Here is a 15,408-nt window from a genome sequence, read left to right as displayed (position 1 = left end):
TCTCGCCGACAGGCCGAGATGCACGATTCGTCGGGACCGTTTTTCTTGACGTCTGTGAGGTCTGACTCGCGTGCCGAGCCCACCCGAGAAGGCATGTGTGATTTCAGTAACCAGTGGATAAATCTGTGGATATCGTTGTGGATAACATCTGGGGATAACTCCTAGAGCGAGTGTATTTTGTCCCCCAAGGGCAGGCAATATTGGAGTCCAATTGACACGCGACGGTGTACCTAATTCGTCCCTAGGAGCCGCCATCCAGGCCACCACCTTGTTGATTCCCTTTGCGTGGCCTTCGCTCCTAGGACGGTGACTGGTCTATTCGGTTCCGACACCTGACAACCTAGGGCCCTAGGGGTGGCGTCGGAGTGTGAGTGCGGTGCTCGGTAAGTGGGGTATCAACGGCCCCCCTCTCAGCGAGCTCCACAACCGGCCTTTGCCAGGTTCAACAATCAGGTTTCACCATCAGGCTTCGCCAACCGACTTAGGCGGTAGGCGAGCATGTGGCGTGACCGTATTTCGGGCGGCCAGTTCCGAGGGGGTAAGCGGCCGCCTGGCGGTCTCCTCCTAACTCAGCATGGTTAGAACGCCGTCTCCACGCCGTGTTTCGGCTGGGCTACTTGATACTGGGTTCCTGCTTATGCTTCATCCGTGGTCATAAGTCTAAGGTTCAACCGGATGCCCACGCCCGGTGACTGCATGTTTCACGTGAAACAGAGACCACGGGAGTATGAAAAGACCACGACTCCGTGAGACAGCTTCCTCCTTCCGATGAAGATGGATTGTTTCACGTGAAACACCGGGCGCAAATGTCGATAGCTTGTGTCCTCTGGCATTGAACCGATCTTCCCCAGCACCGCCTATTGGCCGCTAGCGACAGAACCAGACGGCCCCCCTGGACCCCTGGGCGCGCAGGCAGGAGGAAACGGTGAATCCTAAGTTTTACGCGTTTGGCGACATCGCCTTGGCGTCACCTCTGAAGCGGTGCTGCGCCGGCCGTTGAGACGGCCCTGAGAGTAAGACTGTTCGACTGTCCCTGTTCAGCGGCCTGACTTGCCCATCCAGGAGCCTGATCCTATCGCTCAACAGTTCGAGGCTCGCTGCTAAGTTTCCGTTCGAGATGAGTGATCACCCACTTGAACTGTTGTGAACAGCCACTCGCCCGCATGAAGGGGGCTGCGGAACTCCCACGTATGCGGAGGCACCCTTCCGATTTCGCATATACGTCAGCGGCCACTGTTGCTACTTGGCGTTGATGGAGTGACTGGACAACTGCTTGGAGTATAGCTGTGCTCATCGGACGATTGTAGGCGACTGAATCGGATCAGGCGTCGTTTCCATAATAATCTCGTTTTCGTTCTGTTTTCCATCGAACTGTATTGATCCGAAATTGGGGTGACCTGACTGTGGCCAGCGCGCTATGGTGTGTCCGTCGTGGTGTGGCGGTTGAAGTGGTCGGCGCCGAGGTCGTGGAAGCGGGCGTCCGGGTCATGCAGGAGGTGCCAGATGATGACAAGGATGGAGCGCCCGATAGCGACGATGGCGCGTTTCTTGCCCGCCGTGTGGCCAGGCGCCGGTGGCGTTCGCCGAGGAAGGTATCCGTTTTGCCGGCACCGACGGCGGCCTCGCCCAGGACCCGGGCGAGATAGCGGTTGCCGTGCCCGGTCGAGCCGTTGCCCTTCGTCTTCCCGACGGAGGAGTTGATGCCCGGGGAGAACTTTGCCCAGGAACACAGGTGCCCCGCGGTCGGGAACTGGGACATGTCGACCCCGATCTCGGCCAGAATGATGGTTGCGGCGATGCGGCGATGCGGCCTATGCCCGGGATCTCATCCAGGCGTGCCGCCGCCACCGCGAAAGGGGCCAGTTGCGCCCCGATCTGTTCATCGACCGCGGCGGTATCGGCATTGATTCCGTCGATCCGGCCCAGCATCCGGCGTTCGGCGACCTTGCACAGCCACACGGAATCGAGCACGTCGGTTTTTGGACGTCCGGGCAGGTGCTTCACGTCGCGGGCGTTGACCAGCCACGGTTCGAGTCCGTGCGCCTCGAGGAGGTAGAACACCGGCTTCAAGTAATCGCTGGTCGCTTCCATCACTACCCGCTCGATGCGCAGGTCCACGAGATGGTTGGCCAGTTCAGCCAAGGACCGGCTCATCGTCGAATGCGTGGACACCTCCTGCAACCGCTTCTTCGGGTTCCCCTCCGCAGGAACCCGGACACAACAGACGAGTTCGGCCTTGCCAATGTCGATCGCGGCGACCCTGGCAATGATCTGCTCCTCATCCTGGGAATCGGCCAGCATGATCCTATTCAACTCCTCACAGCGCGGACATGTTGATGTATCGAAGCGGCCCTGTGGGGATCAACGGGAAAACAGTAATCTGACATGAAAATGGAGGTGACGTTGTCCTCGCGACTGGTTGATCTCGCGGGTCTACGTCATGAGGCTGGTTTTATACGGTCTGGTGGAGGGGTTCGAGGGTGACTTGGTAGCCGAGGGATTCGAGCTGTCTGATGGCGCGGGTCTTGGTTGTGGCCGGTGTCTGGCGGGTGGAGTAGTCGGCGCCGGGGTCTTTGTAGAGTTCGCCGGTAGTGAGCACGTGCCAGGCTGCGGTGAGCATGGCGTGTTCGATCGCGAAGAGTGCTTTGGACGGCCCGCGCCGGGCGGTGAGGCGGTGGGGAACTCGGTCATGTCGGCGCCGGTTTCGGCGATGACGATCTCTGCGACGGTGGTGCTGAATCCCGGGATGCTGATCAGGAGCTCCCGGGCGAGACGAAAGGGCTCCATCGCCGCCTCGATCCTGGCGCTCAGGTCCTCGATATCGGCGGTGTGGGCGTCGATCCGGTGCAGGTAGAGTTCCGCCATGTAGCGGTGATGGCTGCTGAACCGGCCAGTGAGCGCGTCGGTGAGCTCAGGGATCTTTGACCGCATCCTGCGCTGGGCGAGGTTTGCCAGGACCGCCGGGTCCTGGTGCCCCTCGATCAGTGCCTTCAGCATCAGCCGTCCCGAGACCCCGGTGATGTCCGAGGCCACCGAGGAGAGCTTGATGCAGGCATCCTCGAGGAGTTTCTCGAGCCGCTGGATCTCCCGGGTTCGTTCCCGGGTGATGATGGTCCTGGCCCGGGTCAGGTCCCGCAGTTCACGGATCGGGGGCGGGGGCACGAACGAGGCTCGGACCAGCCCGTGAGCACCGAGGCTCGGCCAGCCAGGCAGCGTCGGAGACATCGGTTTTACGGCCCGGGACGTTTCTGGCATCACAGGCGTTGACCAGGATGACGTTCAATCCCTCGTCCTCGAGCAAGTAGTAGAAGGGACGCCAGTAGTCACTGGTCGCTTCCATCACCACCAGACTCACCCGCTCCGTCAGCAGGTGTTCCTTCAGGTCCAGGATCTGTCCGGTCATCGCACCCCACGTGGTGACCGTCGACGCGGTTGCCCCGGCCCCCGCCCCTGCACACGGATACAGACCTTCGCGTCCTTCTTCGAAATAGCAATACCCGCGCACCGCTGGTGGATCACTTCCATCTCGGATCACACTTCCCAGTCGTCCTGCAGGAATCAAAGTGCATGCGTTCCGGGGAAGGCGGACAAAACAACAAATCCGACATTCGTGCTCAAAGGCAACAATCCACGGTCGGTTACGTCCATTAGCGTGGTGTAACCGGACCTGATGGGCGTGTTTGCCAGATGCGAAGGCGGTCACCGCGTGATCCCTTGGAAATGACAGTCCAATGTCTTTCCTGAAGGAGAACTCCGCGATGACCGCACCCTATTCTATCGATCCGACCCGTTTCCTGTCGGAGCAGCTCGAGCAGGCGTGCCCTGACCTGCTGCGCCAGATGCTCCAGACCTTTATCACAGCCCTGATGGGAGCCGAGGCCGACGCCGTCTGCGGCGCCGAATACGGCCAGGCGTCCACCGAGCGGGTGAACTCCCGCAACGGCTACCGCCACCGGGACTTCGACACCCGCGCCGGGAGCCTGGATGTCGCCATTCCCAAGCTGCGCCAGGGCACGTATTTCCCGGACTGGCTGCTGGAGGGCCGCCGCCGGGCCGAGACCGCACTGACCTCGGTGGTGGCGACCTGCTACCTGCTCGGGGTCTCCACCCGGCGGATGGAGGAACTCGTCGAATCCCTGGGCATAACCCGGCTGTCCAAGTCCCAGGTCTCGGTCATGGCCCGGGACCTCGATGAGCAGGTCGAGGCGTTCCGCACCCGGCTTCTGGATGCCGGCCCGTACACGTTCGTCGCCGCCGATGCGCTGGTGTTGAAGGTCCGCGAGGGCGGGCGGGTCGCCAACGTCCGTGCCCTGGTCGCGACCGGTGTGAACGCCGACGGGCACCGGGAGGTCCTGGGGATCCAGGCCACTCGTCCGAGGACGGGGCCGGCTGGCTCGGCTTCTTCCGCGACCTCACCGCCCGCGGGCTGACCGGGGTGAAACTGGTGACCTCCGATGCGCACGCCGGCCTCGTCGCTGCGATCGGGGCAACCCTGCCCGGCGCGTCCTGGCAGCGCTGCCGAACCCCATTACGCGGCGAATCTGATGTCCCTCACACCCAAGACCTCCTGGCCCTGGGTGAAAACCCTGCTGCACAGTGTTTACGACCAGCCCGACGCGGACGCCGTGCACGCCCAGTTCGACCGCGTCCTGCGCGCCCCGGAAGAGAAACTGCCCAACGTCGCGGACCACCTCGAAACCGCCCGCGCCGACGTGCTCGCGTTCACGCCGTTCCCGAAGGGCCTCTGGCGGCAGGTATGGTCCAACAACCCGCAGGAACACCTGAACCGGGAGATCCGCCGCCGCACCGACGTGGTCGGGATCTTCCCCGACCGGAACTCGTTGATCCGACTCGTCGGCGCCGTTCTGGCCGAGCAACACGATGACTGGATCGAAGCCCGCCGCTACCTCGGCCTCGAGCTCATCCAACAGGCCCAAACCGTCGGCACCCCGACAACCAAGGAGCCAACGACAACTACAGAACTGGCGCTCAGCGCCTAAACAAACCAAGGATCACGCGGCAACCGCAATACACCACGCATTTGGACTTGACCCCGCGGTCCCGCGGACAACAAAGCTGTGCCCTCCACCGCCAAACTAATCCACAGGCTCACCGGCAACATCCACGGATCGGGGTCGACCAAAACATACACCAAGTCGGGCAGAGCCTCAGAAAGCACCAGACATACACAAAGGCGGAGGCGACGCGCTCAAATTTCCATCCCCAGGGCGGAGCGAAGCGCCCTCAGAAACTAATCCGCGTTCTCGACAAAGAAACAAGGGGGGCCCACAGCGTGACCCCCAACGCCCGGCTAGCTGGCGGCTCCAAGGAAACAATAGGGGGAACGGCGTCAGCGGGCGTCCACGGCATCATTTTCAGCCCGGAACGGGCGTCCGACAAGGCCACTTTGGCTAGATGCACTATGTACGTCCCAATAGACGTCCCCCTGCTTTGGTCGTCGAGGCAAATTCTTGTTACGTTGAATGTTCGTTAGATCGGCAGCGGATAGCGTCGATGTTTCACGTGAAACGGAGCGGTGGAACCAGGAGTCATCAGTGAATCGAGTGCCCTCAACAGGCGATCGCGTCGGCCTCTTGAGATCGCCCGAACTTGTTGGGCCGCAGTCTGCGAATGAGATGCGCCCGTAACAGACGCTCAGGATCACCCAAGGGCGCGATGACCTCCGGATGGAAGCGAACGTGCGTCGATGGGTACGTCACGCCAATCATTGCCCACTGTTGTGTATGCAGACCAGGCCGGAAGGAGCGGTTATCACCCATTGTTCAGGTACAAGGTACGCCGGACGAAGGGAGGAAGGACCGGCGCCACAGCCAGTTCTTCCCCTATCCATTTCTTGGGTGCTACTGCCTGGACAATTATTGGTTGAATCAGACGGCAGATCTTCCTTCACTCACAGTTCCCGGTCGGGTCAAGTTCGCCAGGTAAGTCGCGCTGTGGTCGGAGAGCCCTCGAATTCGATCATCCCCCATCCACCCGGAATTCTGGTCAATGGTCTTTTTGCAAGGGGGTTTGGTTTTATGTCCCTGACCGCGCCAACGGCTGGAGGGCCAGAGATACAGGAAGGCCGGATGAGGCAAGTCGCTGCCCAGGTTGTTTCACGTGAAACATGGCATAGCGGCCAAGGCCCTCACGGCTCGCGGTTCAATATCGGACGCCACCTAGGGGGCACCACCGGTTCCGCGGACTTAGTGGCGGCCTGACTGCGTGTTTTGCTGCAAGCAAGACACCGCCACCGTGGTGGGCCCGGCTTCTGCCAGGCCAGAGATGACCGGGAGCATTGGATGACGGTCTGAAACGTTGATAGTTTGTTTCGAACCAATCGTCCCGAAGGGCAAAATGGCTGTGGCCACCGCTTCACAGAAGCAGTGGCCACAAACCCACAGCGCTAGCCTCGAAGGCATCCGCCCCAGGGGCAAGACATAGAGGACTGGACTTCATTGCGTTCCTAGCGCATTTGGGTGCAGTTCAGCGCAGCCTAGCGCAGTTCGAACGGACCGTGCCGTTACGAAAGGACGTCAGCGAATTCCTTCTCGAAGAATTGCTTCGGCCGGGCTCCAATGACGGTGCCCTTGACTTCGCCACCTTGGAAGAGGTAAACGGCCGGAATGGAGGTGATGCCGTACTCGGCAGCAATCCCCGGGTTGTCATCGACATTGACCTTTACGACGTTGACCTTCTCGCTGTACTCGACGGAGATCTCATCGAGGATGGGTCCCAGCTTGCGGCAGGGACCGCACCATTCAGCCCAGAAATCCACAATCACCGGTTTGTCGGCTGACAGTACGTCCGTGCCGAAGCTTGCATCCGTTACGTCTTTAGCGTTGCTCATAGCTTTGTCTCTCTCTTCGAATAGCGGTGACGCGGATTAGGCGTGCAGGTCTGCGAGGTAGTGTTCCACATCGATTGCGGCGACACAGCCGGAACCTGATGCGGTGATCGCTTGGCGGTAGGTGGGGTCCACGACGTCACCGGCAGCAAAGACGCCCGGGACGCTGGTCCTGGAGCTTCGGCCGTCCACGGCGATGGTGCCCTCAGCCGTGATCTTCAGCGCGTCTTTTACCAGGTCGGTGCGGGGGTCGTTTCCGATGGCTACGAAAACGCCGGTGACGGCGAGGTCGGATACGGTCCCGTCCTGCAGGTTCTTGATCTTCAGGCCGGTAACTTTGTCCCCGCCGATGATGTCGTCCACGGCGCTGTTCCAAAGGAACGAGATTTTCTCGTGGGCCAGGGCCCGGTCGGCCATGATCTTTGAGGCCTTGAGCGAGTCGCGGCGGTGGACCACGGTGACAGACTTAGCGAACTTGGTGAGGAAGAGGGCTTCCTCCATGGCCGAGTCTCCCCCGCCGATGACCGCAATGTCCTGGTCCTTGAAAAAGAAACCGTCGCAGGTTGCACACCAGCTGACTCCGTGACCGGAGAGGCGCTTTTCATTGGGGAGGCCAAGCTCGCGATAGGCGGATCCGGTGGACAGGATGACCGCCCGAGCCTGGAAGGTCTCGCCGGTACCAATCGTGACTGTCTTGATGTCGCCTTCGAGGTCAAGCGCTGTGACGTCTTCAAACTGGATGTCGGTGCCAAAACGGGCCGCTTGCTTCTCGAAGTTCTCCATGAGGTCCGGTCCCATGATGCCCTCAGGGAAACCTGGGTAGTTTTCGACGTCGGTGGTGTTCATCAGTTCGCCGCCGGCGGTGACTGAACCTGCCAGAAGCAGGGGCTTGAGGTTGGCTCGGGCCGTGTAGACCGCGGCCGTGTACCCAGCCGGGCCTGAGCCGACGATAATGACATCACGTACTTCGGACGCGGTGTTTTCTGCGTTGCTCACTGAACGGTGAACCTCTTCCTTAGTCGATGCGCCGGCTTTATGGACCGGCCACATGGCACAACTGAATCTTGGTGATGAATATTCCGGGCACCGCACGAACGAAGGAACCATGAATGGTCATGACAGAGTCGCCTCAACAGCGTGCCTTTCCAGATTACCGCCTGGAAACAGCTGAGCCGCGTCTGTTACTCGGACCATCTCCGGGCAGGACAGACGCGGCTCAGCGGCAGCGATGCAGGCTTTCCGCTATTGGACCTTGATTTCGGCCAAGCGGATTCCGTAGCCGTAACGGGTCTTCGGGGCGGCCAGCTTGGGCAGCGCCTTGATGGCCACAATCACGTACTGGGCTTCAACCGGTTCGGCCAGGGGCAGGGTGAGGTCGGTGGAAGTGAAGCTGTTGGTCCCCACCAGCTTGGCACCGTCCAGTGACGGACGGTCGTTGGTGTAGACACTGAGGTTTCCGCCCGAGGCTCCGAGCTGGGTCAGCGTAATGGAAGAGACCTTGGCGGGGCTCTTCAACTTCACAAACAGCGGTACACCGTCCGCGGCCAGGCCGCCCCAACCTTCAGTGGCAAACTCCATGTCGGACCAGTAGCTGGCAGCGTTGCCGTCAAACGCCTTCACAAGGTCCACATCGTAGGTGGCTGCGAAGTCAAAATTTCCCTGGCGGGTGATGTTTTCAATGGCTGGCGGCACGGCTGGCGGCACGGCTGGGGGTGCCGAACTCGGTTGCGCGGTAGCCGTTCCCGTGCCTTTACCGGTAGTGCCGGCTGAACTGGGAGCGGGGTTGGCCTGGGGGGCGGACTGGAACTGGCTGCCCAGATTGGTGAGGGCGAACACCAGCCCTGCAATCAGCACTACGGCAAGCAGTCCGCCCACGAGCCACCGCATGGAACGGGGCTCGCGCTCCGGCTCGTCGTCGTCGTCATCGTCATCGTAGTACGCGCCTGAACCGTCGGCTGGCGGCGACGCCGCAGGGGACGTCTTCCGGGCCAGGGAGGGGAAGGCAGCCGCTGCACGATTGGACTGGTTTGCTGGCGGGGAGTCAACGGATTCGTCGTAGTCAGTGTCCTGGTCACCGTGGGAGTAGTCGTCCTCGGACCATAGTGAAACCCTCGGTGTATCCGGGCCCGAGGGGTTGTCCGGCCGGCTGGCCGCCGCGGCACCGGAGCCGGAAACCGGCTCACGCTCGGGCGGCAGCACCTGCTGCGGTGCGGTGACCTGCTGACGCGGGGCAGCAGCGGCACCAGCGGCGGGGCGCGTCGCCGGACGAATCGGTGGCCGCGACGGAACCACTGGCTGTGCCACAGGCGGACCAGAGGGAGCTGACCGGTATGGGTCAACCTGGCTGGGGTGATTGTCCGCGTAGTTGATGTAGCCGGCGTCGACGTTCTCTTCGTCGTCGTACGGTTCAGGCTCGTGTGAACGTGCCTGGCCGAAAATTTCGCTGCCGAGGGTATCCGTGAAGAACGGCTCAACGTAGGGCGCATCGGCCCCGACCACCAGATCGAGCAGATCTGCCGCAGAAGTGTGGTTGGTAATAAGGTACGTGGCAGCATCGGTGACGCCGAGGTCAAGGACCTGGACGCTGCCGGGACGCTCACCGGTAGCAACCTCGCGTGCGCTCTGGGCCACCTGCTCGGTGTTGTCCGGGCCTGCGACCAGAATGCTGACCGGACGGTTGAGTACTTGGTCCACCCCGTCCAGCACCAGATCCTGGTCGTGCGAGGTCAATACCGTGGCTGTGACCTTGTAGCGGCCGCCGAGTACTGATCCAACGTCGATCGGGTGGGACACGTGTTCCTCCTAGACTGTCCGGGAATTGCCGGCGTAGACGATGCCGCCGCCGGTCAAAAACCGGCAGGCGGCCGTTTTACGCTTGCCTGCAACTACCCCTGTTCACTGTCGATCCTAGCGGACTGGCCATAGGCGCCGCGGGCGACAGGCAACCGGAAAGTCAGGGAGGCTCACTTTTTCCGGGGCCGCCGGGGAAGGAAATGCGGGTTCTGGCCGGGTTGGCCCTGGAACGTGCGCCGGCCTGGCAACGGGATCTCGTCGCGCAGCAGGCCACCGCGTGCAGTGCCAGGCACGTCTTCAGCCGGCAGATATTCCCCTTCGGGTTGCGAACCGTGCTCCAAGGGAGCGGCGGGAGGTGCCGGAGCCGCATGACGTTCGGGCGCCGGTCCGGCACGGAACGACGTCGCGTCGAATTCGCCTGAAATCCGCGGAATCAGGCCGGTGTCCACCGAGACGGTGGCGCGTTCCGACGTCGGACGTTCCGCTGCGGAACGGGAACCCGTGCTGGAAGCTGACGACGACGGCGTCCCCCCGGTTCCGCCCGACGGTCCCCCGCCGCCGCGTCTCAGCCGTCCAAGCAGGGGGCGCAGCAGATCGCGGAGCTCCGCGACGTGGAATATCTTGAGCAGGAAGAGGTAAACCACCAGCATGATGGGGCCGACCACCACCAGAGTGAGCAGAGCGGCAAGCCGGTCGCTCCAGGCGAAGCCGTCCGCACTGTAGCTGCCCATCAGCCACAGGGCGCCGGCACCGGCAACAGCCGAGCCCAGCGCCGCATAACCCATCCGGATGTAGGAGTTGGCAATACGTGGACCGTCGAGGTGGCCGAGCATGCGGCGCAGGAAATAGGCGCTGATGACCACCGACAGGATGTTGCCCGCCATGTACAGAATGGCGATGGCGTAGATGATCTGGCCCACCGGCATGAACTGGATGGCAAACGCCCCGGCCACGTAGACCAGCGCCAGCAGGAGCTGGATGTAGAACGGCGTGCGGGCGTCCTCGTTGGCGTAAAAGACGCGGGACATCATGAAGTTGGCGCTCATAAACGGTGTGCTGAGCGCCAGGATGGTCAGCGTCTGTGCCAGCATCACGCCGTCCTGGCGCAGCCCGCCGGAGAAGAACATGCCCAGCGGCCCGGCCAGGGCGAAGAGTGCCAGCGCACCGAAGACGGTGGCGACGGCCATGGTGCGGAGCCCGTGCGAGAGGGCATCGCGCAGCTCGGCCCGGTTGCCGTCCTGCGATGCGCGCGTCATCCGATTGAAGAGGACGGTGGCGAGGGACAGTGCGATGATCGAGTGCGGCAGCAGGTACAGCTGGCTGGCCACCTCCAGGACAGCGTTGCCGGGCAGCATGTCCGCCGCCGGATCCCCCGCCTCCTTCAACCGGAGGCGCTCTGCACCGGGAATAGTGGCGATGCGCATGACATACAGGAAAGACAACTGCCCGACGGCGGCCGTCAGGAGCGTCCAGACGCTCAGCTTCGCTGCCTGGCCCAGTCCCACGCCCCGCCACCCGAACTTTGGCCGGAGGCCCAGTTTCAGCCGGAAGACCGGGATCAGCAGGATGGCTGTTTGGGCCACCACACCGATGGTGGAGAAGCCGGCCACGAGCAGGGTCTGGTTGGGACCCCAGTTATCCAGCGTGTGCGGGTTGATGGCGTTTTGGCCGAAGATCCAGATGAACATGCCCAGGCCGGCGATGCCCACCACGTTGTTCAGGATGGGGGCCCACATGGCCGGGCCGAACGCTCCATTGGCGTTGAGGACCTGTGTGAGGAGGGCGTACAGGCCGTAGAAGAAGATCTGCGGCAGGCACCAGAATGCAAAGGACACAGCGACGGCCTGTTGCTGGGGCGAGTAGCCCTGGGTGGTCAGCTCAATCACCCAGGGCGCGGCTAGCGTGACCAGCGCAGTGAGGCCGAGCAGCAGCAGCACCGCCAGGGTCAGCAGCCGGCTGATGTAGTCCGCTCCCCTGTCCGGGGCCTTGCTCGCCTTGATGATCTGCGGAACCAGCACGGCGTTAAACACGCCGCCGGCCACCAACAGGAAGATCAGGTTGGGCAGGTTGTTGGCGTTGATGAACGTGTCATTGACGGTGGAGCCGAGGCCCAGGGCGGCACCCAGCATCCAGGTCTTGCCGAAGCCGAGAAAACGCGAGACCAGGGTACCGGCGGCCATGATGGCGCTGGACCGGGTTTCGCTCGCGCCGGTGGGAACGTCCGGTTCGGGGGGAACCGGATCGCTGGCCGGATCTTCGGCGGGAAGCGCATTGTGGCCTGGAGCCGTCGGCTCGGCCGCCGGACCGGTGTGTCCGGCGCGGCGTGCTCTCTCGGAGGGGAAATTGGAAGCTGACATCGAGTTCATCGTCTCACCCGGACCCTATTTGTTCCGCACCGGCCCGGCCTGCTCTGTCGTCCTTGGCAGGACACCGGCCGCGGGCGGCACGCTCAGAGGCGTTCGGGCAGAACGTCCCGGGCCAGGTCTGCGATCCGGCGTTCATTGGGAAAAGAGAGCTTCCGTGCGAGTTCCTTGAGGGGCACCCATGCAACGTCCACGGCTTCGTGGTCAGGATCGTTTTCGATGGTAAGTTCACCGCCGGTAGCGCGCAGCAAATAGTGGTGAACCGTCTTGTGGACGCGGTGTCCGCTGACGGTGAACCAGTAGTCGATGCTGCCCAGCGGCGCCAGGATGTCGCCTTCGATGCCGGTTTCCTCGGCAATCTCGCGGATAGCCGCCTGCTCGTTGTTTTCCTTGCCTTCCGGATGGCCCTTCGGCAGGCACCACTCCAGCCGTCCGCCCCTGTTAAGGCGGGCAATGATCGCAACCCTAAGTTCGGCATCGGACGTGTCCACCACAACGCCGCCCGCAGAGATTTCCTCCACCGTAGGGAGCGAGGCCGGAGCCGAATGCAGGGCAGGCGCGACGTGGGAACCAATTGCCGACGGCAAAGGTGGATTTGTCCTCCTGCCGGGAGCGCTCGGTACGGGATGGGCCATGCAGTCCACTCTAACTACTCTTGCCCAATCTTGATGACCGGAACATGACATCAAGATGGACTGCGTGTGACGCACTTTGCGGGCCCGTGAGGGAATCCGCACGAACTTGACCGGAATTTGGCCTGCCAAGCCGCTGGTTTCTGCCAAGCTTAAGTAACTATGGCGCACGCACATCACAAGACTGATTCCCACACCGTCGATTTCCAGGTGGACCCGGTGGTCCTGGAGCTCGGCCAGCGCTTTGTCGACGCCGGACATGAACTGTCGCTGGTGGGAGGCCCGGTGCGGGACCTTTTCCTCGGCCGCACTTCGCTGGACCTGGACTTCACCACGGACGCCACCCCGGACCAGACCGTAGCCCTGATCAAGAAATGGGCGGACAACTACTGGGAAATCGGCCGGGCCTTCGGGACAATCGGCATGCGCAAGGCCGGTTTCCAGATCGAGATCACCACTTACCGGGCGGAGGCGTACGATCCCGAGTCACGCAAGCCGGTAGTAGCTTTTGGAAGGTCGCTGACTGACGACCTGCTGCGCCGGGACTTCACCATCAACGCCATGGCCCTGCGGCTCCCGTCCCTTGAACTCGTTGACCCGTTCGGCGGCGTCCGGGACCTCCACGCCTCCGTCCTGACTACACCCGGCTCCCCCGAGGACTCCTTCTCCGACGATCCCCTCCGCATGATGCGCGCCGCCCGGTTCGCCTCCCAGCTGGGCGTGTCAGTGCACCCCGACGTCCGTCGGGCCATGAGCCAGATGGCCGAACGCATCACCATCATCTCCGCCGAACGCGTCCGCGACGAACTGGTTAAGCTCATCTGCGGCGCGCGCCCCCGGATTGGTGTGGACCTGCTGGTGGACACCGGACTGGCCGAGTTCGTGCTGCCCGAAGTGTCCGCCCTGCGGCTGGAATCTGACGAGCACCACCGACACAAGGACGTCTACCAGCACTCCCTGCAGGTGCTGGAGCAGGCCGCGGCCCTGGAAACCGAGGCCGACGGCGCTGTGCCGGCCCCCGACTTTGTGCTGCGGTTCGCAGCGTTAATGCACGACGTCGGCAAACCGGCTACGCGGCGTTTCGAACCGGGCGGCGCGGTCAGCTTCCGCCACCACGACATGGTGGGATCCAAACTCACGTCAAAGCGGATGAAAACCCTGCGTTTCGACAATGACAGCATCAAGGCCGTTGCCCGGCTGGTGGAACTGCACATGCGCTTTTATGGCTACGGCGACGCCGGCTGGAGTGACTCCGCTGTCCGCCGCTACGTCACGGACGCCGGGCCCCTGCTGGAACGGCTGCACCGGCTGACCCGCTCCGACGTCACCACCCGCAACCAGCGGAAGGCTGAACGGCTCGCCTTCGCCTACGACGACCTGGAAGACCGGATCGCCACCCTGCGCGAGCAGGAGTCCCTGGAGGCCGTCCGCCCCGACCTGGACGGGGCCCAGATCATGGGCCTCCTGAACCTCAGACCCGGTCCGGTGGTGGGCCGTGCCTACAAGTTCCTGCTGGAGGAACGGATGGAGCACGGCCCGCTGCAGCCGGAGGACGCCCAAACCAGGCTGCTCGCCTGGTGGGCACAGCAGCCCGAGGCGGCACCTCCGGTTCCGGAAGCACCAGAGCCAGCCGCCGCCGTCGAACCTTCCCCGAACGAGGAGTCCAAATGACTGTCCCGAACACTGCGCCCCGCCCCCAGCTCTGGATCCTGCGCCACGGTGAGACCGAATGGTCCAAGAGCGGGCAATACACCGGCCTCACGGACCTGCCCCTGACTGTCGAAGGTGAGCAGCAGGCAGTTGAATCCCGGAAGGTGCTGGACCAGGTGGATTTTGACCTGGTCCTGACGTCACCGCTGCGCCGCGCCCGGCGGACAGCCGAACTGGCCGGGTTCCCCGGCGCGCAGCACGAGCCCCTGGCAGTGGAATGGAACTACGGCGACTATGAGGGCATCAGCTCGGACCTGATCCGCAAGGACAACCCGGACTACCTGATCTGGTCGCACGGGGTGCCCAACGGCGAAAGCCTGGACGAGGTGGCAGCCCGCGCGGACAAGGTTGTGGCCCGCGTGCTGGAATCAGGACTCGACAACGTCCTGATCGTGGCCCACGGACATTTCTCCCGGATCCTTACCGCGCGCTGGCTTGAATTGGCCCCCACCGAAGGACGCCACTTCGTGCTGGGGACCGCGAAAGTCTGCACCTTGGGCTGGGACAAAAAGACGCCGGCCATTGTCCGGTGGGGACTATAAACCTCCATTCATAAACTTTCTTGAAAAAATCTTTGCGAATTAAGTGGCGAACGGCCGCAGTCGTAAGACAATTTTAGTCCTGACCCCAGAGCGTCTTTGCCGAGGTCACGGCGCACGTTGCCGGGCCAGTCTGCTGGTGCAACGGCTGAACAGAAAAGGAGGTTGGGCGAAATGATTACTTTGACTAGCGGATGGAAGATGACCGCCACCCCGGCCTAAGCTGCTGGTGCGCGCCCTTTTCGCGGAGTGTTTGCCTCCTAGCCCTGACTTCTGGCCCGCTTTCTAGGGCGTGTCTCCTAATGGCTGGGTAGGCTATTTGGCAAGATTTAGGGGTGAGTTCGCGATACGCCTTGTTGTCTGATGCCCAGTGGGAGTTCGTTGCCCCGTTGATGCCTGATTCGTCCGGCAAACCGGGACGGCCTTTCAATGACCACCGGTTGATGACCGAGGGCATCATTTACCGCTACCGGGCAGGTATTCCGTGGCGTGATCTCCCGTCGCATTTCGGGTCGTGGAAGACC

The 15,408-nt window shown here is 62.7% G+C and carries 9 protein-coding genes and 3 pseudogenes; 4 read left to right on the top strand and 8 right to left on the bottom strand.

Annotation, left to right across the window (positions count from 1 at the left end):
- Positions 1-1,321: 1,321 nt before the first annotated feature.
- From ABIB45_RS18265 to ABIB45_RS18255, 3 genes and pseudogenes are all read right to left on the bottom strand, one after another.
- Positions 1,322-1,759, bottom strand: coding sequence for a transposase (locus ABIB45_RS18265; RefSeq protein WP_354217325.1), 438 nt, complete (start codon positions 1,757-1,759; stop codon positions 1,322-1,324).
- Between the two features lie 197 nt (positions 1,760-1,956).
- Positions 1,957-2,301: pseudogene (locus ABIB45_RS18260) on the bottom strand (IS110 family transposase); the annotation flags it as partial.
- Positions 2,302-2,452: 151 nt separating this feature from the next.
- Positions 2,453-3,525 (bottom strand): annotated as a pseudogene (locus ABIB45_RS18255) (IS110 family RNA-guided transposase).
- A gap of 233 nt (positions 3,526-3,758) precedes the next feature.
- Between ABIB45_RS18255 and ABIB45_RS18250 the strand changes: the two are divergent.
- Positions 3,759-5,000 (top strand): annotated as a pseudogene (locus ABIB45_RS18250) (IS256 family transposase).
- A gap of 1,523 nt (positions 5,001-6,523) precedes the next feature.
- On the opposite strand, the gene trxA reads toward ABIB45_RS18250, so the two are convergent.
- The 5 genes from trxA to ABIB45_RS18225 form a co-directional block, all read right to left on the bottom strand.
- Positions 6,524-6,850, bottom strand: coding sequence for a thioredoxin (gene trxA, locus ABIB45_RS18245; protein ID WP_354217264.1), 327 nt, complete (start codon positions 6,848-6,850; stop codon positions 6,524-6,526).
- A 36-nt stretch (positions 6,851-6,886) separates the two neighbouring features.
- Entirely contained in the window at positions 6,887-7,843 is a 957-nt protein-coding gene (gene trxB / locus ABIB45_RS18240) for a thioredoxin-disulfide reductase (protein WP_354217263.1), read from the bottom strand.
- A 246-nt stretch (positions 7,844-8,089) separates the two neighbouring features.
- Complete coding sequence (locus tag ABIB45_RS18235) at positions 8,090-9,640, bottom strand: protein kinase family protein (protein WP_354217261.1); 1,551 nt, start codon at positions 9,638-9,640, stop codon at positions 8,090-8,092.
- Positions 9,641-9,810: 170 nt separating this feature from the next.
- Complete coding sequence (gene murJ, locus ABIB45_RS18230; protein ID WP_354217260.1) at positions 9,811-11,997, bottom strand: murein biosynthesis integral membrane protein MurJ; 2,187 nt, start codon at positions 11,995-11,997, stop codon at positions 9,811-9,813.
- Between the two features lie 92 nt (positions 11,998-12,089).
- Positions 12,090-12,590 (bottom strand): NUDIX hydrolase, encoded by a 501-nt coding sequence (locus ABIB45_RS18225; protein ID WP_354217259.1) that lies wholly within the window; start codon positions 12,588-12,590, stop codon positions 12,090-12,092.
- A 207-nt stretch (positions 12,591-12,797) separates the two neighbouring features.
- Between ABIB45_RS18225 and ABIB45_RS18220 the strand changes: the two genes are divergently transcribed.
- From ABIB45_RS18220 to ABIB45_RS18210, 3 genes are all read left to right on the top strand, one after another.
- Positions 12,798-14,306, top strand: coding sequence for a CCA tRNA nucleotidyltransferase (locus ABIB45_RS18220; protein WP_354217258.1), 1,509 nt, complete (start codon positions 12,798-12,800; stop codon positions 14,304-14,306).
- A complete protein-coding gene (locus ABIB45_RS18215) occupies positions 14,303-14,887 on the top strand; it encodes a histidine phosphatase family protein (protein ID WP_354217257.1) in 585 nt (194 codons plus the stop codon). The genes ABIB45_RS18220 and ABIB45_RS18215 overlap by 4 nt, the downstream gene beginning before the upstream one ends.
- Positions 14,888-15,219: 332 nt before the next feature.
- A partial coding sequence (locus ABIB45_RS18210) for a transposase (RefSeq protein WP_354217256.1) occupies positions 15,220-15,408 on the top strand: 189 nt, incomplete at its 3' end.

It is taken from the genome of Arthrobacter sp. UYCo732 (assembly GCF_040547265.1).
Taxonomy (GTDB): domain Bacteria; phylum Actinomycetota; class Actinomycetes; order Actinomycetales; family Micrococcaceae; genus Arthrobacter.
Note: the sequence above shows the minus strand (reverse complement) of the source record. Positions and strands in the feature narration are given on the sequence as shown.

What these genes read in the sequence shown, in the direction of transcription:
- ABIB45_RS18220 (WP_354217258.1), top strand. Translation starts at nt 12,798, where the DNA reads ATGGCGCACGCACATCACAAGACTGATTCCCACACCGTCGATTTCCAG.
- trxA (WP_354217264.1), bottom strand. Translation starts at nt 6,850, where the DNA reads ATGAGCAACGCTAAAGACGTAACGGATGCAAGCTTCGGCACGGACGTA.
- ABIB45_RS18215 (WP_354217257.1), top strand. Translation starts at nt 14,303, where the DNA reads ATGACTGTCCCGAACACTGCGCCCCGCCCCCAGCTCTGGATCCTGCGC.
- murJ (WP_354217260.1), bottom strand. Translation starts at nt 11,997, where the DNA reads ATGTCAGCTTCCAATTTCCCCTCCGAGAGAGCACGCCGCGCCGGACAC.
- ABIB45_RS18265 (WP_354217325.1), bottom strand. Translation starts at nt 1,759, where the DNA reads ATGTCCCAGTTCCCGACCGCGGGGCACCTGTGTTCCTGGGCAAAGTTC.